The sequence below is a fragment of the Sphingomonas sp. Leaf230 genome (genome assembly GCF_001421745.1).
Lineage (GTDB): Bacteria > Pseudomonadota > Alphaproteobacteria > Sphingomonadales > Sphingomonadaceae > Sphingomonas.
The window spans coordinates 22,632-43,489 of record NZ_LMKW01000001.1 but is presented as its reverse complement, the minus strand read 5'-3'; the positions used below and the strand labels follow the sequence as shown (position 1 = coordinate 43,489).

The window sequence follows — 20,858 nt, the reverse complement described above, 5'->3', positions numbered from 1 at the left end:
TGGCAGGCCCGCACCCAATGACGCATTTTTTATTCGATATCGTCGGGTTCGACCTGGACGGCACGTTGCTCGACACGAGCGGCGACCTAGCCGCCGCGGTCAACCACGCCCTCGCTACGGTCGATCGCCCGCCCCTCACCGTCGAGCAGGTCAAGCCGATGATCGGCGGCGGCGCGCGGCACATGCTCAAGCAGGGACTGACCGCGACCGGCGGCTATGACGAGCCGATGCTCGACACGCTGCACGCCAAACTGCTCGCCTATTACGAGGCGAATATCTGTGTGCTGACAAAGCCTTATCCAGGTGTGATCGACGCGCTGGACGCTTTGGCCGCGAAGGGCGTGACGCTGGGGATCGTCACCAACAAGGTCGAACGGTTCGCGCGGACCGTACTGGGCGAACTCGGGCTGATCGATCGATTTGCCTGCATCCTGGGCGGCGATACGATGGCGGAGTCGAAGCCGTCGCCAATGCCGATCCACGAGATGGTGAAGCTGTGTCGTGAAAGCGGGGGCGGCGGAGACCGCGCGGCGTTCGTCGGCGATTCGATCTTCGATATCCAGGCCGGGCAAGCGGCGGGGTTGCCGACGATCGCGTGCAGCTTCGGCTTCCTGATGCAACCTGTCGAAGAACTGGGCGCCGACGCGGTGGTCGACGGTTTCGACGAACTCATCCCCACGCTCGAAAGGCTCGGCGCATGAACCGGACGACGCTCACGCGCGTCGCGCTGGTCGTGGCGATCGTGTTCGCGGTGACGATGGCGCTGCTGCCGAAGCCGCCGCACATGCCGATCGACCAGTTCGGCGACAAGTTCGGGCATATGCTCGCCTTCGCGACGATGGCGCTGCTGGCGGCGCTGTCGTTTCCGACCGCGCGGCTGTTCCGGATCGGCGAGCGGCTGTCGTTCCTCGGCGCGATGATCGAGGTCCTGCAGGCGATCCCGTCGCTCCACCGCGATTGCGACATCTACGACTGGATCGCCGATACGTTCGCGATCACGGTCGTGTTGCTGATCGTCTGGGCCGTCCGGCGCAAACGTGGAGCACGTCTGAATTAAGCCTTGCGCCACTTCGTCCAGAGGTGACGGGCAAGCATCGCTGGCGGCATGCGCAGCCAGTGCGAGCGGACGTAGAAGGCTAGCCGGGTGATCGGTCGGGTTGGCCTGCCCCAGCCGTCTCGTGCAGTAATACGGCGAATGTAGAGACGGTCGAAGTCGCTTGCCTTGCCATCGCCGAACAGCACTTCAACCAGCCGAAGCGACCGCGTTATTTCACGGTGAAGACCGTGACGTCGTGCCTCCTCGTCGAGGCCGTCGGTTCCGAACTCCTCGACCAGACAGCGGACGTCCCACAGGTTGCGGAGACCACCGGCGAGATCTCCATCGGCGAACAAATGCGCTGCGGCATGGACCAGCATGCCGTTGGTAGAAAGCGTACGCAAACCATTCTCCAGCGGCACGCTGCCGACGATCAGCGCCGCCGCATCCGGCGTGATCCGCGCAGTCAGCGGCAGGATGGTGTGGTGGACGTCGATCATCCGGTCGCGGTCGCGGTGGATCAGCGGCGGGAGTTCGTGCATCCAGCGGCGGTAATAGACGTCGTCATACGGGTCGGGCTTCACCCATTCCCAGCCAGCCGCGAGCAGCGCCGCCTCGACCGCGTCGATCGATGCGCGCGGCACAAGAATGTCGAGATCGCCGATCGATCGCCCCTGCCCTGCCGACAAACCCGCCACGACGAACGCGGTGCCCTTCAGCAGGATGACAGGGCATTCGACCGCAGATAGCGCCCGCCGGGCCATCTCGGCCTCCCAGAGCGCGGCGCGGCGGCCGTGTTCGGCAGCGGCGCGTGCGTCGGCGAGGATCGCCTTCACCGTAGCTGGCATCGGCAAGCCGTCGAGACGCATCGCCAGCGTACCGATCAACTGCTCCGCCCGCGCCATCGTCAGCAGTGCGGTCCAGCCGTCCGCATCGAGCCCGACGATGCTGGCCGGATCGGCGAGCGCGCGGGCGAGGAGGCGGGCGTCGCTCACAGCGCGGACCATAGCGCCTCGACCTGCTCGATCGCGCTTGCCCCGTCCGGATAATCGATCGCGACCGAAGGGACGTCGGCGATCAGGCCCGTCAAAGCGCGAAAGCCGGCCTCGCCCAGCGCGACGTAATTCGTCGAGGCCTGTGTCATTCGCACGAACGCCTCGGCCGGCGGCACCGGTCGCGTCTCCGGCTCGAAACCGTAGCGCGGGAAGACGAGCAGCGCGGGCGTTGCGGGCACATCCATCGCCGCGATCGCCCGTGCATCGGGGACCATGTGGCGGATGTCGCCCTTCGGCGTCGCCGGCATCAGCGGCCCCATCCGCGCGGTCGGCCATGCCGCCTCGGCCGCCGCGATCGCCTCGTTCTTCAGGCTGATCAATCGCGGGAACGCGTGGATCAGCCCGGTCGCGGGTTCGAGCAACGCGAACTCGTCCCCCATGAACCGCCAGCCCTTCGCCGCGAGCAAGGTCGCGAGCGTCGATTTCCCTGCGCCCGAAATGCCGGTCATCAACAGCGCGCGACCATCGCGCTCGACTGCGGACGCGTGAAGCAACAGATAGCGACGGGCGCCCAGCGCCATCTGAAGATTCATCGCCATCTCGGCTGCGAGCAATCCCTGGCGGAGCGGCAAGGGTGCAGCTTCGGGGAGCATGTAGTCGCCACCGATCTCGACGGACGGGCGGATGAACCGTCGCCAAGGCCGGCGCGCGAACAGGCGGACGGTGAAGTCGGGGACGCCGTCGTGCGGCTTGGGGTAATCGCGGTACAGGCTTTGGAGTTCGGCGATCGGCGCGCGCCAGTCGGAGCCGATACGGAAACCGATCGGCCCGATGCGGACGGAAAAAGCGTGCCTCATGCCCGCTCGATCAGTCCGGCTTCGACGAGTTCTTCTAGCCGTGCCGCCAAAGCCTCACGCGTACCGTCGTCGAGATCATAGTCCCGTCCAAGCCGCTCCAGGAGGACGTCCAGCGACGATGCTCCTTCGCCTAACACCGCCAGAATCTGCGGCGCGGGTTCGGTCAGTAAGTGCGTGATCCCCGACGCGCGATGATAGACCGCGGTGAATTCATCGAGTGGCGCGATCAGCAGGCCTCCGTCGGGCGGTCCCCGAAAAATCGTCCCCGACACGGCTTCAGCCGCGCGGCATCTGCAACGATGCGAAGCAGGTGAAGCCGCCCTGGCCGCGCTGCAACCGACGGATATATTTGACGTACGCGCGACTGCGGTCCGAATCGGTGCCGGGCAGCGTGCTGCCGCTGGCCATGGCGCGCTTAACCTCTTCGCCCTTGAACGCGCGCGTCGAGGGCGGGAATGCACCCTTGGTACGCGCCGGTACGACGCCGCCGTTCGCATCAATATAGCTGCCGGCGCGGCCCGGATCGGGCACCGGAATCTCGCAGTTCAACACCGAACCCGCGGTCTGCGCGAGCGCCGGGCGAATCGACACTACCATGCCTGCGGTCACCGCTCCGAGCGCCAGCACGCGGCGACGCGATGGAACGGAGGTGTCGGTCTCCGCGGTTGCGACCGGATCTTGGTTGAGTTCGATGTCGTCCATGATGCCCCTGCTAGACCACAGCCCTTTCATAATCCTGAAGCGCTGACAACATCGCCGTATCGACGCTTGGGAGAGCGTGCCGGAGTAGGACGACTTCGCATATCGTTCGATTTCGCGGTGTGTCACGTCGAGGGCGCCAACGGACCATACCGGTTTGCACCGTGCCGCTGTATGGCGCTGCGCATGGACGTCGATTCCGTCCCAGGAGACCGCAATGCTTTCCGGATTTGGCCTGCGTACGTTTTGGGCGATCGTCGTGGTCGTCATCGCTGCAATGGCGGTGTTCGCGCTCACGCATGACGTGCAGGGCGCGATCGTCGCGCTGGTCGGGGGAATCGCCGCCGCTTTGGTTGCCGCCGGAACCGGCGACGAGGCGCCTGCCTTGGATGATGCGACGAGCGTGTCGCCGTCCGTGCTCGACGACGTCCTCGACGCTATCGTCGCACCGGTGATGCTGGTCGAGGACGGCCGCGTGGTGGTCGCCAATCGCGCGGCGCGGACTTTGCTCGGGGCGCATATTCTCGGCGAGGATGCGCGCGTTGCGATCCGCCATCCTGCCGCCGCCGAGCGCCTGGGCACGCCGGGACCGATCGACGGCGAGCGACCGATCGAGCTGGTCGGGCTCGGCACGCGTGATCAGCGCTGGGAAATGCTGCTCAGCGAGACGTCGGAAGGCCAGCGAATCGTCCACCTTGTCGATCAGACCGGCAACTACGCGGCCGAGCGGATGCGGATCGATTTCGTCGCGAACGCGAGCCACGAACTGCGCACGCCGCTGGCGTCGATCCTCGGCTTTATCGAGACGTTGCGCGACGAGGCAGGCGAAGATGCGGAGGTGCGTGCGCGGTTCCTGAAGGTGATGGACGACGAGGCGCGGCGGATGCAGCGGCTGGTCGAGGATCTGATCTCGTTGTCGCGCATCGAGGCGGAGAAGTTTCGCCTGCCCGACCAAGCGGTCGATTTCGCCCAGCTCGTCGAGGACACGCGCGAGGAACTGGCCGATGCTGCGGGCGATCGCGGGCATGACCTAGTCGCGACGATCGATCCGAACCTCTCCTCGGTGTCGGGGGATCGGGTGCAGCTGTCGCAGATGCTCCACAACCTCATAGGCAACGCGATGAAATACGGGCGTGCGGGGACGCCGGTGACGATCGAGCTGAAGCGCGACGACGCAGGAATGATCCGCCTGTCGATTCGCGACGAGGGTGACGGGATCGCCGCGGTGCACATTCCGCGGCTGACCGAGCGCTTCTATCGCGCCGATGCTGGGCGCAGCCGATCGCTGGGCGGGACGGGTCTCGGGCTGGCGATCGTCAAGCATATCGTCGAGCGGCACCGCGGTCGGCTCGATATCGCAAGTCAGGTCGGCGTCGGGACGGTGGTTTCGGTCATCCTCCCCCCGAGCGGCGGGGCGACCAAAGGCGCTGTCATAAAAGGGTAACCCAACTGTCACACAGGATCGTCTTAAGTACCGCTAAGGCCGGTGCATGACGGGAATTCTGGTGCAGCGGTTCGTTCTACTTGGGGTGTTGGGTGCTCTGGCCGCGTGCGTCGATCAGGCGAACGGCGGCGGTGCGGGCTCGCGTGACCAGATCACCGCTGTCGGCTCCTCCACCGTCTATCCGTTCACGACGATGATCGCCGAGCAGCTCGTCGCGAACGATCCCGATGCTAAGGCGCCCGTGATCGAATCGACCGGGACCGGGGCGGGCATGAAGCTGTTCTGTGCCGGCGTCGGCGCAGCGCATCCCGATATCGAGGATGCATCGCGGCGGATGAAGGCGAGCGAGTACGCGACGTGCGCGAAGAACGGCGTCCGCGACGTGATCGAGATCCAGGTCGGGATCGACGGCATCGCGTTTGCCGAGGCGAAGAACGGCCCGAAGATGCAGCTGACGCCGACCGATCTCTACAAGGCGCTGGCTGCCAATCCGGGCGGCAAAGTGAATACCGCTCGGGTGTGGCGCGACGTCAATCCCGCGCTGCCCGCGGTGCCGATCCAGGTTTATGGGCCACCGGCCACCAGTGGCACGCGCGATGCGCTGGCCGAGCTGATCCTGACCAAGGGGTGCGAGGCGAGCGATCCTTCGGCCAAGGCGCTCGCGAAGTCGGATGCCGAAGCGCACAAGGCGCTGTGCACGCGGGTGCGCGAGGATGGGGTTTATGTCGATGCCGGTGAGAACGACAATCTGATCGTCCAGAAATTGCAGTCGAACCCGAATGCGATCGGCGTGTTCGGGTACAGCTATCTCGAAGAGAATAAGGACGACGTGAACGGGGTATCGATCTCGGGCGTGGCGCCGACCTATGCGACGATCGCGGACAATGCGTATCCGGGGTCTCGGCCGCTGTATATCTACGTGAAGAAGGCTCATCTGACCGCGATCCCGGGGTTGCGGAACTTGTTGAAGCTGTATGCGGCGAACTGGGGGGCTACGGGGCCGTTGGTGAAGCGGGGGTTGATTGCTTCGCCGGCGTCGATTCAGGCTCGGTCGGCGGCGATAATCGCGAATGAGACGGTGCTGGATCCGGCGGTATTGTCGTGATGGGTGTTTCGTCCAACCGCACGCCCTTGCTAGTTCCCCCGCGGACGCGGAGCCCCAGGGGCCAAGCGCGCGATCAGAACTTAGCTGGGCCCCCGCGTCCGCGGGGGAACGTGAGTTTGACGACGAAAGTCCCAAATTATAGCGCCACCCCCCCGGCGAAGGCCGGGGCCCAATTGGGCACCGTTGCATTGGTGAGCACAGCACGTCGTTACTGCAACCTCCCCAATTGGGCCCCGGCCTCCGCCGGCGTGGTTGCCTTGGGAGGACCCGCCTGATGTCCCCCATCGCCCTCCTCTTCCTAGTCCTCGGTCTAGGCCTGATCGGCTGGCTCACCGCGCGCGTCCGCGCCACGCGCTTCCGCGCGGGCAGCACCGTGCGGTTCAGCTCGCTGCCGTCGCATCACGGCTGGTACGTTGCACTGTGGACCGCGATCCCGCCGCTCGTTTTTCTCGTCGTCTGGTCGATGACCGCGCCGGCGCTCGTCACCGATGCGGTGCTTGCGACCCCGGCCGCGATCCAGCTCCCCCCGCCCGGCTTCGACCGCGCCTCGATCCTCTCCGAAGCGCGTAGCCTCGCGGAGGGTCGCAGCTTCGGTGCGTTCCACGGGCTCGCCCGCACGCTCGCCCCGTCCTACGCCGCGGCGCAATCGCGCTACGACTGGATCGCCACCGCCGCCGCGCTGCTGCTCGCTTTCGCCGGCGGCGCGTTCGCCTTCACGCGCGTGAAGCCCGGGTTCGGTGCGCGGACGCAGGTCGAGCGGGTCGTGATGCTGATGCTGCTCGGTGCGTCGCTGATCGCGATCCTGACAACCGTCGGTATCGTCGCCTCGCTGCTGTACGAATCCGCGCGATTCTTCTCGGTCGTGCCGATCACCGACTTCCTGTTCGGCACGCATTGGAGCCCACAGGTCATCGACGCGCGCGATCCGGGCGCGTCGCTCGGCGCGGTGCCGCTGTTCTGGGGGACGTTCTTCATCGGCGCGGTGATCGCGATGATCGTCGCGATTCCGTTCGGGTTGATGAGCGCGATCTACCTCACGCAATATGCCGCGCCCAACACGCGCAAGTGGATGAAGCCGATCCTCGAGGTGCTCGCGGGCGTACCGACCGTCGTCTACGGCTATTTCGCCGCGCTGACCGTTGCGCCCGCGGTGCGTGACCTCGCCGTGTCGGTCGGGATCAGCTGGGCGTCGTCGGAAAGCGCGCTCGCCGCCGGCCTCGTGATGGGCATCATGATCATCCCGTTCGTGTCGTCGATGGCGGATGACTCCATCGCTGCGGTCCCCTCGTCGATGCGTGACGGGAGCCTTGCGATGGGCGCGACCTCGTCCGAGACGATCCGCCGCGTGCTGCTTCCTGCCGCGCTTCCCGGCGTAGTCGGCGGCGTGTTGCTGGCAGTCAGCCGCGCGATTGGAGAGACGATGATCGTCGTCATGGCCGCCTCCGGCGTCGCGACGCTGACGCTCAACCCGTTCGCGAGCACCACCACCGTCACCAAGCAAATCGTCGACCTGCTGACTGGCGAGGCCGAGTTCGACAGCCCCAAGACGCTCGCCGCGTTCGCGCTCGGCCTGACGCTGTTCGTGGTCACGCTCCTTCTCAACATCGTCGCGCTGCGCGTCGTCAAACGGTACCGCGAAGCCTATGAGTGACACGCTCGTGCCCCAACTGCCCGTGAGTGCTGCGGAACCGGTGCGCCGCGTGCCGACCGACTGGACGACGCAGGCGATGCAATCGCGCATCCGCCGCCGCTATGCATCCGAGCGCCGCTTCCGCTTCGCCGGGCTCGCCGCGGTGTGGCTGTCCGCCGCGTTCCTCGCCTATCTGCTGATCACGATGGTGATGCAGGGCGCGAGCGGGTTCGTCGAGACACGCGTGTCGCTCCCGGTCGATCTCGCCGCCGCCAAGCTGCCGATCGTGCCCGCCCGCCTGGTGGGTCGCGGCGCCGATCTCGCCCTCGCCGGTGCAGGGCTGGAAGGCACCGTCGACTCCGCCGCCACGAAGGCGTTCGGCAAGGACGGCACCGACCTGCTCTCCGACGGCGCCTGGGCGGTGGTCCGCGATGCGATCAAGGCCGACCCGTCTCTGCTCCAGCGCAAGACCGTGTTCGAGGTCCCCGTCTCCAGCCCGATCGACGTCGCCGCCAAGGGCAACGGCACGCGCGACGCCGAAGCGATCGTCGCGCGACTGAAGGCGAGCGGTGCGCTGACCCGCGGGTTCAACGCGGGCTTCCTCACCTCGGCGGACTCAACCGATGCGACCCGCGTCGGGATCTGGGGGGCGTTCAAGGGGTCGCTGCTGACGATGATCGTCACGCTGCTGCTGGCCTTCCCGATCGGCGTGCTGTCGGCGCTGTATCTCGAGGAATATGCGCCGAAGAACCGCTGGACCGACCTGATAGAGGTCTCGATCAACAACCTCGCCGCGGTGCCGTCGATCATCTTCGGCCTGCTCGGGTTGGCCGTATTCCTCGGCACGTTCGGGATGCCGCGGTCGGCACCGATCGTCGGTGGCCTCACGCTCGCGCTGATGACCATGCCCGTCATCGTCATCGCCGGGCGCAACGCGATCAAGGCGGTCCCGCCGTCGATCCGCGACGCCGCGCTCGGCATCGGCGCGTCGCCGGTGCAGGTCGTGTTCCACCACGTCCTGCCGCTCGCGCTGCCCGGTATCCTCACCGGCACGATAATCGGCATGGCGCGCGCGCTGGGCGAGACCGCGCCGTTGCTGATGATCGGCATGCGGGCGTTCATCGCCGCGCCGCCGTCTGGGCTAAACGATCCCGCGACCGTGCTGCCCGTCCAGATCTTCCTGTGGTCCGATCAGGTCAGCCGCGGCTTCGTCGAGAAGACCTCCGCCGCGATCATCGTCCTGCTCGTGTTCCTGCTCGCGATGAACGGCGTCGCGATCTACCTCCGCAACCGATTCGAGACCCGCTGGTGATGCCAAAACCTTTCAAGCCTCCCATCCTCAAGATGACGGCGCGCAACGTCTCCGTCGCCTATGGCAGCAAGATCGCGATCAATGACGTCTCTATCGACGTCGACCAGGACGAGGTGGTCGCGTTCATCGGCCCGTCGGGCTGCGGCAAGTCGACCTTCCTGCGCACGCTCAACCGCATGAACGACACTGTCGCCAGCGCGCGCGTCACCGGCGAGATCAAGCTCGACGGCCAGGACATCTATTCGCCCGACATGGACGTGGTGCAGCTCCGCGCGCGCGTCGGCATGGTGTTTCAGAAGCCCAACCCGTTCCCGAAATCGATCTACGAGAACGTCGCCTACGGCCCGCGCATTCACGGGCTGGCCGGTGCGAAAGCGGATCTCGACCGGATCGTCGAGAAGTCGCTGCGCCGCGCCGGCCTCTGGGACGAGGTCAAGGATCGGCTGAACGACGGCGGCACGGCCTTGTCGGGCGGCCAGCAGCAGCGCCTGTGCATCGCGCGTGCGATCGCGGTCGATCCCGAGGTCATCCTGATGGACGAGCCGTGCTCGGCCCTCGATCCGATCGCGACCGCCAAGATCGAAGAGCTGATCCACGAACTACGCGGCCGCTATGCGATGGTGATCGTCACGCACAACATGCAGCAGGCGGCGCGCGTCAGCCAGAAGACCGCGTTCTTCCACCTCGGCACGCTGGTCGAATACGGCAACACCTCGGACATCTTCACCAATCCCCGCGAAGAGCGGACCAAGGATTACATCACCGGCCGTTACGGCTGAGTCGGGAAACGACCATGAACACGCATACGGTCAAGGCCTTCGACAACGACATCGGCGAGCTCCGCGGGTTGATCTCGCAGATGGGCGGGCTCGCCGAGGACGCGATCGACAAGGCGATGCAGGCGCTGCAACGCAACGACCTCGCGCTCGCGGAGCAGGTCCGCGTCGCCGACAAGCAGATCGACGTCATCGAGGCGGAGGTCGAGCGACTGGCGGTGCGGATCATCGCGCTGCGCGCGCCGATGGCGGTCGATCTCCGCGAGGTCGTCGCCGCGCTGAAGATCGCCGGCGTCGTCGAACGGATCGGCGATTACGCCAAGAACATCGCCAAACGCGTGCCGATGATCGAGAGCGAGCACCGGATCGAACCGATCTCGATCCTGCCCGCGATGGGCCGGATGGCGAGCGAGATGGTCCACGACGTGCTCGACGCGTTCGCCGCGCGTGACCCCGAGGAAGCCGTCCGCGTCGTCGAATGCGACAATGCGCTCGACGATTTCTACGACAGCATCTTCCGCACGCTCGTCACCTACATGGTCGAGAACCCCAGGACGATTGGTCAGGTCGCGCATCTGCTGTTCGTCGCCAAGAACCTCGAGCGGATCGGCGATCACGCCACCAACGTCGCCGAGATGGTCTATTTCGCCGCGACCGGCACGCAGATGGTCGATCGCGAACGCGGCATAAAGAAGGAGCAGGCATAATGGCACGCGCAAAAATGCTGTTGGTCGAGGACGATGCTGCGCTGGCCGAATTGCTGGTCTGGCATTTCAAGCGCGAGGATTTCGAGATCGCGCATACCCCCGATGGCGAGGAAGCCTTGCTGCTTGCCAAGGAGAAAGTGCCCGATATCGTCCTGCTCGACTGGATGGTCGAGGGGCTGTCGGGGATCGAGGTGTGCCGCCGCCTGCGCCGTGCGCCCGAAACGCAGAACGTGCCGATCATCATGCTCACCGCGCGTGGTGAGGAGGAGGATCGCGTGCGGGGCCTGGAAACCGGTGCCGACGATTACGTGACCAAGCCGTTCTCGCCGCGTGAGCTCGTCGCGCGCGTCGGAGCCGTACTGCGCCGCGTCCGCCCTGCCCTCGCCGGTGAAGCGCTGAGCTATGCCGACATCGAGATGGACACCGTCGGCCACAAGGTCCGCCGTTCGGGCGAAGTCGTGTCGCTCGGACCGACCGAGTTCCGCCTGCTGAAGCACTTCCTCGAGCATCCGGGCTGGGTGTTCTCGCGCGAGCGGCTGCTCGATGCGGTGTGGGGGCACGACAGCGATATCGAGAGCCGGACGGTCGACGTGCACATCCGGCGACTGCGCAAGGCGATCAACGTCGGCGAGCGTCCGGACATCATCCGCACCGTTCGTTCGGCGGGCTATTCGCTCGATACGGGCGGATAACGAGACTGTCCCGCGGTGGGGCGAATGGAATCGGATGCGAAACGAAGGACCCAAGCACGACTTAGTGCGTTCAGACGTCGCGCTACCAAAATGGTGCACCCATTTAGGAGATTCGTATGAAGTCCATTCTCTTCGCCGCCGCCGCTCTTCTCGCGTCGCCCGTGATCGCCCAGACGACGCCGCCGGCAGACCCCGCCGCGCAGACCGCGCCCGCGGACCAGGCGGCACCGGCCGATCCCGCAGCGCCTGCCGATCCTGCGATGGCCGCTCCTGCCGATCCGGCAGCAGCACCCGCCGCACCGATGGCACCGCCAGCACCTGCCGGTGGCGTGACGTTCGGCCAGCCGACCGTCACCCCGCCGACGCCGGCACCCGCCGAGTATCCGGTGTGCTCGAAGACGGTCAAGGACGGCTGCCGCAACCGCGGCGGCAAGTAAGTCAGACGGCAAGCGGCGGGTGATCCTGCCGCTTGCCTAGCTGGCTTTACGTTCTAGGAAAGGCGCTCCAACTATAAGAGAGGGGCGCCTTTTCCATGTCTGAGAACTTTGGATCTATCAGCTTTGAAGGCCGCGTTGCGATCGTCACCGGCGCAGGCGGCGGTCTCGGTCGCGAATACGCGCTCGAACTCGCCCGTCGTGGTGCGAAGGTCGTCGTAAACGATCTCGGCGCCTCGCGCGACGGCACCGGCCATTCCGACGCCGCGCTGAAGGTCGTCGAGGAAATCGAAGCGGCGGGCGGCGAGGCGATATCGAACGGCGGCAGTGTCACCGAGTACGACCAGATGGTCGAGATGGTTGCGAAAGCCTCCGAGAAATGGGGCGGCGTCCACATCCTCATCAACAACGCCGGAGTGCTGCGCGACAAGAGCTTCGCCAAGATGGAGCCCGCCGACTTCAAGTTCGTCGTCGACGTCCACCTGAACGGCTCGGCCAACGCCACCAAGGCGGTCTGGGACACGATGCGCGCCCAGAATTACGGCCGCATCCTGATGACCGCGTCGTCGACCGGTCTCTACGGCAATTTCGGGCAGGCGAACTACGGCGCCGCCAAGCTGGGTCTCGCCGGCCTGACCAAGACGCTCGCGATCGAGGGCGCGAAGAACAACATCAAGGTCAACACGATCGCGCCGACCGCGGGCACGCGGATGACCCAGGACATCTTCCCCGAGGAAGCGTTCAAGGCGTTTTCCCCCGACAAGGTCGCGCCTGCCGCGGTGTTCCTCGTGTCGGAAGATGCGCCGACCAACATGATCGTCGGCGCGGGCGCGGGGGTGTTCCAGGCGGCGTATGTGACGCTGACGCAGGGCAAATTGCTGACCGGCGACGACCTGTCGGTGGAGGGTGTCGCGGCACATTGGGACGCGATCATCGACCGCGTGGGCGAGATCGTCCCGCAGTCGGGCTCGGAACAGTCGATGACCATCCTGAGCAAGCTGCAGGGGCGCTGACTCCTGGGCATCCCTGCAAGGGGAGGCTTTTCTACCCGTTCCCCCGCGGAAGCGGGGGTCCAGGACCACGAACGTTGTCGGTTGTAACCCTGGGCTCCCGCTTTCGCGGGAGAACCGGATGCATTTTGGGGCGCTGCGGCTCTATCCTTACCGCGGCTCGCGCATTTGCCAGACTACGCGGCCGATGACGGCGATCGCTCCGTCCGGCACAGCCGCCGCGTCCGGGTTATCGCTCGTCGCCACTAGCGCACCGCGTACCAGAGCTACACGCTTCACCATAACCGCGTCGTCGATCCGGATGACGTAAACCCCGCCCTTTGCGCGCGGCGTACGGTCGGCGGTGTCGACCACGATGTGATCGCCGTCGAATAGTCCCGGCTCCATCGAACTCCCGCGCACGCGGATGATCGCCGCCTGCCCGTCCCTTAGCCCGAGTTTCCGCGCGAGGCCGGGGTCCAGCGTGTCGGTGCCGAGCACGATCTCGCGGTCGACCAGCGCGCCCGGCCCAGCCGACGCCGCGACGTCGAGCTTGCGGATGCGAAACCCTGCCGCGCGTTCGGGGAGCGCGCCCAGCGTTGCCTCGCTCACACCCAGATAGTCCGACAGCAATCGGCGGTCGCGTTCGCCGAGCACCCGCGGCGATCCGCGGCGGACATATTGCTGAAGATACGCCGCGTTGCGCCCCAGCATCGCCGACAACGCCGCCAGACTGTCGCCACGCGCCGCAGCCAGCGTTGCCAGCGCGGTTCTTGGATCGGGATCGGACACGGTTCTAGCCACGCCCGAACCGTAGCGTAGGAATTTTCCTAGACAAGTAGGATTTGCCGGAACAGATCAAGAACACAAACAAGGCTCGGCCAGGGACTCGGGGCCAGAACAGGAAGGAGCGACCATGTCCGTTCTCATCAAGATAGACCGATATCTGCGGCAGACTGGCATGCCGACGTCGAAGTTCGGCCGGTTGGCGGTCGGCGATCCGCGGCTGGTCCACGATCTCCGACTCGGTCGCCAGCCGCGCGCGCCGATGGTGGCGCGGATCGAAACCTTTATAGAACGGCAAGGATCGTGAGGATGGACGCGATCCGTGACCCCGATGCGGGCACGCTGTTGATCCGCGCGCTTCGCGGCCATGCGGGGGCGGCGGGCCTGACGATGCACGTCGAGTCGATCGCGTGCACGCCCTGGGCGAGCGCGACCTTCGTCGGCACGCTGCACCGGCTGACGATCGCGGCGATGCCCGTACCCGGTCTTCGAGACTGGATCGACGGACTGCCCGAAGCGGAGTTCGCGATGCGCGGGCATATCGTCGCCGATCTGGTGGTCGACCGCATCGACTCGATCGGCGACCGCGAGCATGTGACGATCGCGGTGCTGACGCTGATCGACGCGTAAACGTCTCGTCAGGGGTGGACTTTCGCTGGCCGAACCACGAAGTCGGCGGTCAACGAAGGAGATTCATATGGCCGGGATGGGCAAGTTCGACTGGGCGGATCCGTTCCTGCTCGACGATCAGTTGAGCGAGGACGAGCGGATGATCCGTGACAGCGCGAAGGCCTATGCCGACGACAAGCTCGCGCCGCGGATCATCGACGCATTCCAGCACGAGCATACCGATCCCGCGATTTTCCGCGAAATGGGTGCGCTGGGCCTACTGGGGCCAACGATCCCCGAGGAATATGGCGGCGTCGGTGCGTCCTATGTCGCGTACGGGCTGGTCGCGCGCGAGGTGGAGCGGATCGACTCGGGCTATCGCTCGATGATGTCGGTGCAGTCGAGCCTCGTGATGTACCCGATCAACGCGTTCGGGTCCGAGGAGCAGAAGCGTAAATACCTGCCCAAGCTCGCGACGGGCGAATGGATCGGCTGCTTCGGGCTGACCGAACCGGATGCGGGGTCGGATCCCGGCGGGATGACGACGCGCGCGAAGAAGACGGCGAACGGCTATGTGATCTCGGGCGCGAAGACGTGGATTTCCAATTCGCCGATCGCCGACGTGTTCGTGATCTGGGCGAAGTCCGACGAGCATGGCGGCGGTATACGCGGCTTCATCCTCGAGCGCGGGATGAAGGGGCTGGAGACGCCCAAGATCGAGGGCAAGCTGTCGTTGCGCGCGTCGATCACGGGCATGGTGATGATGGACGAGGTCGAGGTCGGCGACGACGCGCTTCTCCCCGACGTGCAGGGGTTGAAGGGGCCATTCGGCTGCCTCAATCGCGCGCGCTACGGGATTTCCTGGGGTGCATTGGGCGCGGCCGAGTTTTGTTTCCATGCGGCGCGGCAGTATGGGCTGGATCGCAACCAGTTCGGGACGCCGCTGGCGGGGCGGCAGCTTTTCCAGAAGAAGCTGGCGGACATGGAAACCGAAATCGCGCTCGGGTTGCAGGCGTCGTTGCGCGTCGGGCGGTTGATGGACGAGGGCCGGTTCGCGCCGGAAATGGTCTCGATCGTCAAGCGCAACAACGTCGGCAAGGCGCTCGACATCGCGCGGATGAGCCGGGACATGCACGGCGGCAACGGGATTTCGGGGGAGTATCAGGTGATGCGCCACCTGATGAACCTGGAGACGGTCAACACGTATGAGGGTGCGCATGATGTGCACGCGCTGATCCTCGGGCGCGCGATCACGGGTATCGCTGCGTTTTGAAGGCTGCGCGCGGCTCGTCGTACCACCCCGGCGGAGGCTGGGGCCCAATTGGGGGACGCATATTGGCTAACGCTGCGTGCCGTTATTCCAACCTTTCCAATTGGGCCCCGGCCTCCGCCGGGGTGGTGCTGTGATCGTGGAGGGCAAACCTTCCCCTCTCACCGGGCTAAAGGTTGTCGAACTCGCGCGCATTCTGGCTGGGCCTTGGGCAGGCCAAGTCCTCGCCGATCTCGGCGCCGACGTCGTCAAGATCGAGAGCCCCGCCGGGGACGACACGCGAACCTGGGGCCCGCCATTCATCGATAACCCCAACGGTACGCGCGACGCCGCGTATTTCCATGCCGCCAATCGCGGCAAGCGGTCGATCGTGGCCGACTTTACGACCGCTGAAGGACAAGCGATCGTCCGCGAGCTGATCGCCGACGCCGATGTCGTGATCGAGAACTTTAAGGTCGGTGGGCTCGTAAAATACGGGCTCGACTACGCTGCGCTAACTGCGATCAACCCGCGGCTGGTATATTGCTCGATCACCGGGTTTGGGCAGGACGGGCCCTACGCTCCCCGTGCAGGCTACGACTTCATCGTCCAGGGCATGAGCGGGATCATGGACCTCACCGGCGAGCCCGATGGCGCGCCGCAGAAGATCGGCGTCGCGTTCGCCGACATCATGACCGGGCTGTATTCCGTGATCGCGATCCAGGCGGCGCTGGCGATGCGCGAGCGGACCGGCCGGGGTCAGCAGATCGACATGGCGCTGCTCGATACGATGACCGGGGTGCTGGCGAACCAGGCGATGAACTGGTTTGCGAGCGGCGTGTCGCCGACGCGGGTCGGGAATGCGCATATGAACGTGTGTCCCTATGCGGTGTTTCCGACCAGCGATGGGTGGTTCATCCTCGCGGTCGGGAATGACGGGCAGTTCCGGCGGTTCTGCGATGCGATGGGCTTGCCCGAGATGCGCGACGATCCGCGGTTCGCGACCAATGCCGGGCGGCTGGCGTTCAAGGATGTGTTGTTCGCGGGAATCGAGGCGGCGACGTCTCTGGTGCCTAAGCTCGAGTTGCTGGCGCGGCTGGAGGCGGTCGGGGTGCCGGCCGGGCCGATCAATACCGTTGCGCAGGCTTTCGACGATCCGCAGGTTGTCGCACGGGGGATGGCGATTGAAGTCGCGCGGCCGGATGGGTCTCTAATGCCGGGGCTGCGTACGCCGATCCGGTTTTCGGATGCCGATCTCGCGACCGGGCGGGCGGCGCCGATGCTTGGATCGTCGCAGTAGTTTGTTTCCCCGCGAAGGCGGGGACCCAGTCTGGGCCCCCGCCTTCGCGGGGGAACACGCTCAGTAGGCCGCTTCGACTACCGGCTTCCGCGCGTAAAGCCCGTACGCCAGGATCAGCGCGTAGCAGATCGCCGGGAGCAGCAGCGCGAAGTGCAGGCTGCCCGACTTGTCCGCGAGCATCCCCGTCAGATATGGGATGATCGCGCCGCCGACGATCGCCGTGGCGATCACGCCCGAGCCTTCCGCCGCACGCTTGCCGAGACCTTCCGACGCCAGCGAGAAGATCGTCGGGAACATCACCGCGTTCATCAGACCGATCGCCAGCAGCGCCCAGCCCGACAGCGCGCCCTCGGTGTTCGCCGAGATCAGGATCAGCGCCAGCGTCCCCGTCGCGACGCCCGCGAGCACCTTGCCCGGCGACACTTTGTTCAGGACGTAGGCGCCGATGAACCGGCCGACCAGCGCGCCGCCCCAGTAGAACGGCACGTGCTTGCCCGCCGCGACGTCGGTCAGGCCCATCACGCTCGGCTGCATCAGGTAATTGACGATCAGCGAGCCGACCGCGACTTCGGCGCCGACGTACAGGAAGATGCACGCCGTCCCCATCGCGAAGCGCGGACGCTTGAGCAGCGTGAACGCGTGGAAGATGCTGCCGGTCTGGTCCTGCTCCTCGTTGAGCCGGTTGCGGCGGGTCCAGACGACCGCGGCGACGATCAGCAGCGCGATCGCGAGGCCGATATAGGTGTGCACGACGGTCCGCGACGATTCCGTCCGGTACGCATCGAGCGCGGCGCCGGTGAGTTTGGAAGAGTCGACCGTCGCCAGCCCGCCGAGGATCAGCGCGGAGCCGACATACGGGAAGATGGTGGTGCCGAGCGAGTTGAACGCCTGCGCGAAGGTCAGCCGGCTCGACGCCGACTTGGGATGGCCGAGCGCCGAGATCAGCGGGTTGGCAACGACCTGCACCACGGTGATGCCGGCGCCGAGCACGAACAGCGCGAACAGGAACATGCCGAAGCTCGCCTGCCCTGCGGCAGGTATGAACAACAGGCAGCCCGCGGTCATCGTCACGAGGCCGATCGACGCGGTGCGCATGTAGCCAGCCTTGCGCACGATCGCGGCGGCGGGGATCGAGAACAGCGCATAGGCGAGGAAGAACGCCGACTGGACCAGCATCGCGGTCGCATGGTCGAGCGTGAAGAGCTCCTTCATCTTCGGGATGATGATGTCGTTCAGCGAGGTGATGCCGCCGAAGATGAAGAACAGCGCGAACACGAACACGCGCAGGTCGGGCGCGTCGTAGCCGTGGCTGGCATCGCCTCCGGCCGCTGGTGTGGATTTGGTATCGACGTGCATCGTGGTGCGCCCCCTCGCGGTATTATCTGCGCGACATAAGCCGGGGCGACGGCGCGTGGCAATGCCGCGTGGTGCGATCCGTCTCGCGGGGCTAGGACGGCGCGCATGAGCCGCTTCACCGTCAACAACGAGCCGATCGAATACAAGCTCGACAACGAGACGCCGCTGTTGTGGGCGCTGCGCGATGCGTCGAACCTGACGGGGACCAAATATGGCTGCGGCACGGGGCAGTGCGGCGCGTGCACGGTCGATATCGACGGGCGTGCGGTGCGGAGTTGCCGGGTGCCGATCGGCTCGATCGAGGGGGCGTACGTCACGACGATCGAAGGACTGTCGCGCGAACGCAATCATCCGGTGCAGCTGGCCTTTATCGTGGAGTCGGTGTCGCAGTGCGGGTTCTGCATTCCGGGGATGATCATGGCCGCCGCGGCTTTGCTGAAGCGCAATGCCGACCCGAGCGAAGCGCTGATCCGCGAGCAGATCACGAACCTGTGCCGATGCGGGGTGTATCCGCGGGTGGTCGAGGCGGTGCAGCGTGCCGGAAGGGCGATGCGGGGGGAAGAGGTTATTCCCGCAGGACCGCGGCCGGGGATCGATCCGGCGGACTCCGCGCGGCTGGTGCCTGCTCTGGTGCCACCACCTGCGCGGTAGCGCGTCCGTAAAATCAAAGAGCATGTTCTCCCGCGAAGGCGGGAGTCCAGTCTGGGCTCCCGCCTTCGCGGGAGAACAAGGAAGAGCCAGATGTCTGTGGTGGTTCGGTAGCGCACCCGATTACAGCTGGTGTAACTGCCGCTACCCCTGCTGCACCACCCCGGCGAAGGCCGGGGCCCAACTGGAACGTCCAAGGTGATTGGCCGCGCGCCTTGTTACTCTCCGCCCCCAATTGGGCCCCGGCCTTCGCCGGGGTGGATGCTTCAGAGACGTAGCGACGTATCCGACCTAAACCTGTCTAATCGCTGACGAACCCATTCAGCCTCTCCACACACGAGATCGACTAGACCCGATACATCATAGGAGTCGGCTCGTGCGCCGGCAGTCGAGGACGACGGCAATGACGGGCAAGTTTCTCAAACTCTTGATGGCAGCATCCGCGTTGGTGCCGGCAACCATGATGGCATCGACCGCGACCGCGCAGCAGGTCGACCAGGACCGCGGTGACCGTGGCCAGCGCCCTGACCGCGGCCAGCGTCAGGATCGCGGCGATCGGGGCCCACGTCCGGACGGGCAACCCTTCCAGCAGCAGCGCCCCGACCGCCCCGCCGCGCCCGACCAAGGCCAGCGCCCGCAACGCGCCGATCTCGGCACGCAACCGCAAGTCCGTGGCGACCGACCGGATGGTCAAGGCCGTCCCGATTGGAACGGTCAGCGCGGCGGACAGCGTGGCGACCGTCAGGCTTGGAACGGTCAGCGCGGCAACGGCCAGGGCTGGAACGGCCAAAACCGTCCCGACCCGCAAGCCGGCCAGAACCGCCCCGACTGGAACCGCGACCAGGGACGCCCCGGTTTCGATCGCGGCAACCAGCAAGCGGATCGCGGCCAGTTCGACCGCAACGGCGGACGAGGCGATTGGCGCAACGAAGGGCGCAATGACAACCGGGGCGACTGGCGCAACGGCGGCCGCGATGGCTACCAGAACCGCCAGCCCAACCGCGCCTACGGCAACGTCCAGGGCTATGGTCGCGGCGGCTACAACCAGGGTCACTACAACCAGGGCGGCGCGTGGAACCGTGGCTGGCGCAACGACAACCGTTACGCCTGGAGCAACTACCGCGCGTCGAACCGCGGCGCCTACCGCCTCCCCCGCTACTACGCGCCGAGCGGGTGGGGATCGGGCTATCGTCGCTTCGGCGTCGGCTTTTCGCTGAACAGCATCCTCTACAACCAGAATTACTGGATCCAGGACCCGTACACCTACCGCCTGCCCGAGGCGTACGGCCCGTATCGCTGGGTGCGCTATTACAACGACGCGTTGCTGGTCGATCTCGACAGCGGCCGCGTGGTCGACACGGTGTACGACATCTTCTGGTAGGCCCTTCCTGAGAATTGCGGCTTACCGGCATTAAGGTAACAGGGGGAGCCCCGCGGTGGTGAAGATCATCGCGGGGCTCTTGCGTTTTGAAGGCGTTTCGCCAAATCCTGCGGCGTGGGTATCTTTTCAAAAGCCAAGAAGATCGATCCGGCCGCGGCAGTCCGCCAGGCCTTCGGATCGCAGGTCGCCGCGCGCCTCGACGCCAATCCGGCGGTGCAGCGCATCGCGATGGACACGGTGCAGTTCTATTATCAGGACAAGTTCCTCGATCCCGCGACGTGCAAGCGGCTGATCGCCGTGATCGATTCCAAGCGGCGGCCGTCGACCCTGCTGTCCGATCGCCCGAACAGCAATTTCCGGACCAGCGAGAGCTGCGACATGGATCGCTGGTCGCCAGAGGTGCAGCCGACCGACGAAGCGATCGCGACGTTGCTCGGGATCGACCTGCTCCACGGCGAGACAATGCAGGGCCAACGCTACGCCCCCGGCCAGCAATTCCGCGCGCACCACGACTATTTCCACGAGTCCGAAAGCTATTGGGCGAAAATGCAGGAGCAAGGCGGCCAGCGCACCTGGACCGCGATGGTGTTCCTCAACAACGTCCCCGAGGGCGGCGCGACGTGGTTCCCGCAGGCCGGCGTGAAGATCGCGCCGAAACGCGGCATGCTGCTGGCATGGAACAACATGAACCCGGACGGGAGCCCTAACGGGCTGACGCTGCACGAGGGTATGCCAGTGGTCGAGGGCGTGAAGTATATCGTGACAAAGTGGTTTCGCGAGCGGCCCTGGATGAAGTGAGGGTTGCGTAGACCGACTTCAACATCGCTCGCCTATCCCCTGTTGCGGATCCGCC

The 20,858-nt window shown here is 65.9% G+C and carries 24 protein-coding genes; 18 read left to right on the top strand and 6 right to left on the bottom strand.

Translation table 11 applies throughout. The features are described 5' to 3' along the window. The first annotated feature begins 17 nt into the window (after positions 1–17). On the top strand, positions 18–701 hold the full coding sequence (locus ASE82_RS00185; protein WP_056057328.1) for an HAD-IA family hydrolase: 684 nt from the start codon (positions 18–20) through the stop codon (positions 699–701). Then, on the top strand, positions 698–1,057 hold the full coding sequence (locus tag ASE82_RS00180; protein ID WP_056057325.1) for a hypothetical protein: 360 nt from the start codon (positions 698–700) through the stop codon (positions 1,055–1,057). Before ASE82_RS00185 ends, ASE82_RS00180 begins: the two co-directional genes overlap by 4 nt. Here ASE82_RS00180 and ASE82_RS00175 read toward each other — a convergent pair. The 4 genes from ASE82_RS00175 to ASE82_RS00160 are packed head-to-tail and all read right to left on the bottom strand — an operon-like array spanning position 1,054 to position 3,590. Beyond that, positions 1,054–2,043: a nucleotidyltransferase domain-containing protein gene (locus tag ASE82_RS00175; RefSeq protein WP_056057322.1), complete on the bottom strand. Its 990-nt coding sequence runs from the start codon at positions 2,041–2,043 to the stop codon at positions 1,054–1,056. The two genes, ASE82_RS00180 and ASE82_RS00175, sit on opposite strands and share 4 nt — an antisense overlap. Continuing rightward, positions 2,028–2,888, bottom strand: a complete 861-nt coding sequence (locus ASE82_RS00170; RefSeq protein WP_056057319.1) for an HprK-related kinase A — start codon at positions 2,886–2,888, stop codon at positions 2,028–2,030. The genes ASE82_RS00175 and ASE82_RS00170 overlap by 16 nt, the downstream gene beginning before the upstream one ends. Further along, complete coding sequence (locus tag ASE82_RS00165; protein ID WP_235524304.1) at positions 2,885–3,160, bottom strand: HPr-rel-A system PqqD family peptide chaperone; 276 nt, start codon at positions 3,158–3,160, stop codon at positions 2,885–2,887. The genes ASE82_RS00170 and ASE82_RS00165 overlap by 4 nt, the downstream gene beginning before the upstream one ends. Before the next feature lie 4 nt (positions 3,161–3,164). Beyond that, complete coding sequence (locus tag ASE82_RS00160; protein ID WP_056057316.1) at positions 3,165–3,590, bottom strand: hypothetical protein; 426 nt, start codon at positions 3,588–3,590, stop codon at positions 3,165–3,167. 214 nt (positions 3,591–3,804) lie between these two features. Between ASE82_RS00160 and ASE82_RS00155 the strand changes: the two genes are divergently transcribed. From ASE82_RS00155 to ASE82_RS00115, 9 genes are all read left to right on the top strand, one after another. Continuing rightward, positions 3,805–5,031 (top strand): ATP-binding protein, encoded by a 1,227-nt coding sequence (locus tag ASE82_RS00155; protein ID WP_056057313.1) that lies wholly within the window; start codon positions 3,805–3,807, stop codon positions 5,029–5,031. 46 nt (positions 5,032–5,077) lie between these two features. Continuing rightward, positions 5,078–6,136 (top strand): substrate-binding domain-containing protein, encoded by a 1,059-nt coding sequence (locus ASE82_RS00150; RefSeq protein ID WP_056057310.1) that lies wholly within the window; start codon positions 5,078–5,080, stop codon positions 6,134–6,136. A 274-nt stretch (positions 6,137–6,410) separates the two neighbouring features. Next, complete coding sequence (gene pstC / locus ASE82_RS00145; RefSeq protein WP_056057307.1) at positions 6,411–7,787, top strand: phosphate ABC transporter permease subunit PstC; 1,377 nt, start codon at positions 6,411–6,413, stop codon at positions 7,785–7,787. Then, entirely contained in the window at positions 7,780–9,078 is a 1,299-nt protein-coding gene (pstA, locus tag ASE82_RS00140; RefSeq protein WP_056057303.1) for a phosphate ABC transporter permease PstA, read from the top strand. Before pstC ends, pstA begins: the two co-directional genes overlap by 8 nt. Then, positions 9,078–9,857 carry a phosphate ABC transporter ATP-binding protein PstB gene (pstB, locus tag ASE82_RS00135; RefSeq protein WP_056057300.1) on the top strand — a complete coding sequence of 260 codons (780 nt, stop codon included), beginning with the start codon at positions 9,078–9,080 and terminating at the stop codon, positions 9,855–9,857. The genes pstA and pstB overlap by 1 nt, the downstream gene beginning before the upstream one ends. A 14-nt stretch (positions 9,858–9,871) precedes the next feature. Further along, a complete protein-coding gene (gene phoU / locus ASE82_RS00130) occupies positions 9,872–10,561 on the top strand; it encodes a phosphate signaling complex protein PhoU (RefSeq protein ID WP_056057297.1) in 690 nt (229 codons plus the stop codon). Then, entirely contained in the window at positions 10,561–11,253 is a 693-nt protein-coding gene (gene phoB / locus ASE82_RS00125) for a phosphate regulon transcriptional regulator PhoB (RefSeq protein ID WP_055873047.1), read from the top strand. The genes phoU and phoB overlap by 1 nt, the downstream gene beginning before the upstream one ends. Before the next feature lie 116 nt (positions 11,254–11,369). Continuing rightward, entirely contained in the window at positions 11,370–11,690 is a 321-nt protein-coding gene (locus ASE82_RS00120) for a hypothetical protein (protein WP_056057295.1), read from the top strand. A gap of 95 nt (positions 11,691–11,785) precedes the next feature. Continuing rightward, positions 11,786–12,700 carry an SDR family NAD(P)-dependent oxidoreductase gene (locus tag ASE82_RS00115; RefSeq protein ID WP_056057292.1) on the top strand — a complete coding sequence of 305 codons (915 nt, stop codon included), beginning with the start codon at positions 11,786–11,788 and terminating at the stop codon, positions 12,698–12,700. Between the two features lie 147 nt (positions 12,701–12,847). On the opposite strand, the gene ASE82_RS00110 is transcribed toward ASE82_RS00115, so the two are convergent. Further along, the gene (locus ASE82_RS00110; protein ID WP_235524302.1) at positions 12,848–13,480 is read right to left on the bottom strand and encodes a S24 family peptidase; all 633 of its coding nucleotides are present in this window, start codon (positions 13,478–13,480) and stop codon (positions 12,848–12,850) included. 112 nt (positions 13,481–13,592) lie between these two features. Here ASE82_RS00110 and ASE82_RS19750 point away from each other — a divergent pair, with 112 nt between their 5' ends. From ASE82_RS19750 to ASE82_RS00095, 4 genes are all read left to right on the top strand, one after another. Then, positions 13,593–13,769 (top strand): hypothetical protein, encoded by a 177-nt coding sequence (locus ASE82_RS19750; RefSeq protein ID WP_200910631.1) that lies wholly within the window; start codon positions 13,593–13,595, stop codon positions 13,767–13,769. A 2-nt stretch (positions 13,770–13,771) separates the two neighbouring features. After that, positions 13,772–14,092, top strand: coding sequence for a hypothetical protein (locus ASE82_RS00105; RefSeq protein ID WP_056057286.1), 321 nt, complete (start codon positions 13,772–13,774; stop codon positions 14,090–14,092). A 67-nt stretch (positions 14,093–14,159) separates the two neighbouring features. Next, positions 14,160–15,344, top strand: coding sequence for an acyl-CoA dehydrogenase (locus tag ASE82_RS00100; RefSeq protein WP_056055772.1), 1,185 nt, complete (start codon positions 14,160–14,162; stop codon positions 15,342–15,344). 136 nt (positions 15,345–15,480) lie between these two features. Next, positions 15,481–16,620 (top strand): CaiB/BaiF CoA transferase family protein, encoded by a 1,140-nt coding sequence (locus ASE82_RS00095; RefSeq protein ID WP_200910630.1) that lies wholly within the window; start codon positions 15,481–15,483, stop codon positions 16,618–16,620. A 60-nt stretch (positions 16,621–16,680) separates the two neighbouring features. Here ASE82_RS00095 and ASE82_RS00090 read toward each other — a convergent pair whose 3' ends face one another. Beyond that, entirely contained in the window at positions 16,681–17,976 is a 1,296-nt protein-coding gene (locus ASE82_RS00090) for a sugar MFS transporter (protein WP_056057280.1), read from the bottom strand. Between the two features lie 105 nt (positions 17,977–18,081). Between ASE82_RS00090 and ASE82_RS00085 the strand changes: the two genes are divergently transcribed. From ASE82_RS00085 to ASE82_RS00075, 3 genes are all read left to right on the top strand, one after another. After that, a complete protein-coding gene (locus ASE82_RS00085) occupies positions 18,082–18,627 on the top strand; it encodes a (2Fe-2S)-binding protein (RefSeq protein WP_056057278.1) in 546 nt (181 codons plus the stop codon). Positions 18,628–19,027: 400 nt separating this feature from the next. Further along, positions 19,028–20,005, top strand: coding sequence for an RcnB family protein (locus ASE82_RS00080; protein WP_056057276.1), 978 nt, complete (start codon positions 19,028–19,030; stop codon positions 20,003–20,005). A gap of 114 nt (positions 20,006–20,119) precedes the next feature. Continuing rightward, entirely contained in the window at positions 20,120–20,803 is a 684-nt protein-coding gene (locus ASE82_RS00075; protein WP_056057273.1) for a prolyl hydroxylase family protein, read from the top strand. Positions 20,804–20,858 lie beyond the last annotated feature (55 nt).

Bases quoted from the DNA above. Each gene is read 5' to 3' on its own strand.
- ASE82_RS00185 (WP_056057328.1), top strand. From the start codon at position 18: ATGACGCATTTTTTATTCGATATCGTCGGGTTCGACCTGGACGGCACG.
- ASE82_RS00180 (WP_056057325.1), top strand. From the start codon at position 698: ATGAACCGGACGACGCTCACGCGCGTCGCGCTGGTCGTGGCGATCGTG.
- ASE82_RS00175 (WP_056057322.1), bottom strand. From the start codon at position 2,043: ATGGTCCGCGCTGTGAGCGACGCCCGCCTCCTCGCCCGCGCGCTCGCC.
- ASE82_RS00170 (WP_056057319.1), bottom strand. From the start codon at position 2,888: ATGAGGCACGCTTTTTCCGTCCGCATCGGGCCGATCGGTTTCCGTATC.
- ASE82_RS00160 (WP_056057316.1), bottom strand. From the start codon at position 3,590: ATGGACGACATCGAACTCAACCAAGATCCGGTCGCAACCGCGGAGACC.
- ASE82_RS00155 (WP_056057313.1), top strand. From the start codon at position 3,805: ATGCTTTCCGGATTTGGCCTGCGTACGTTTTGGGCGATCGTCGTGGTC.
- ASE82_RS00150 (WP_056057310.1), top strand. From the start codon at position 5,078: ATGACGGGAATTCTGGTGCAGCGGTTCGTTCTACTTGGGGTGTTGGGT.
- pstC (WP_056057307.1), top strand. From the start codon at position 6,411: ATGTCCCCCATCGCCCTCCTCTTCCTAGTCCTCGGTCTAGGCCTGATC.
- pstA (WP_056057303.1), top strand. From the start codon at position 7,780: ATGAGTGACACGCTCGTGCCCCAACTGCCCGTGAGTGCTGCGGAACCG.
- pstB (WP_056057300.1), top strand. From the start codon at position 9,078: ATGCCAAAACCTTTCAAGCCTCCCATCCTCAAGATGACGGCGCGCAAC.
- phoU (WP_056057297.1), top strand. From the start codon at position 9,872: ATGAACACGCATACGGTCAAGGCCTTCGACAACGACATCGGCGAGCTC.
- phoB (WP_055873047.1), top strand. From the start codon at position 10,561: ATGGCACGCGCAAAAATGCTGTTGGTCGAGGACGATGCTGCGCTGGCC.
- ASE82_RS00120 (WP_056057295.1), top strand. From the start codon at position 11,370: ATGAAGTCCATTCTCTTCGCCGCCGCCGCTCTTCTCGCGTCGCCCGTG.
- ASE82_RS00115 (WP_056057292.1), top strand. From the start codon at position 11,786: ATGTCTGAGAACTTTGGATCTATCAGCTTTGAAGGCCGCGTTGCGATC.
- ASE82_RS19750 (WP_200910631.1), top strand. From the start codon at position 13,593: ATGTCCGTTCTCATCAAGATAGACCGATATCTGCGGCAGACTGGCATG.
- ASE82_RS00105 (WP_056057286.1), top strand. From the start codon at position 13,772: ATGGACGCGATCCGTGACCCCGATGCGGGCACGCTGTTGATCCGCGCG.
- ASE82_RS00100 (WP_056055772.1), top strand. From the start codon at position 14,160: ATGGCCGGGATGGGCAAGTTCGACTGGGCGGATCCGTTCCTGCTCGAC.
- ASE82_RS00090 (WP_056057280.1), bottom strand. From the start codon at position 17,976: ATGCACGTCGATACCAAATCCACACCAGCGGCCGGAGGCGATGCCAGC.
- ASE82_RS00085 (WP_056057278.1), top strand. From the start codon at position 18,082: ATGAGCCGCTTCACCGTCAACAACGAGCCGATCGAATACAAGCTCGAC.
- ASE82_RS00080 (WP_056057276.1), top strand. From the start codon at position 19,028: ATGACGGGCAAGTTTCTCAAACTCTTGATGGCAGCATCCGCGTTGGTG.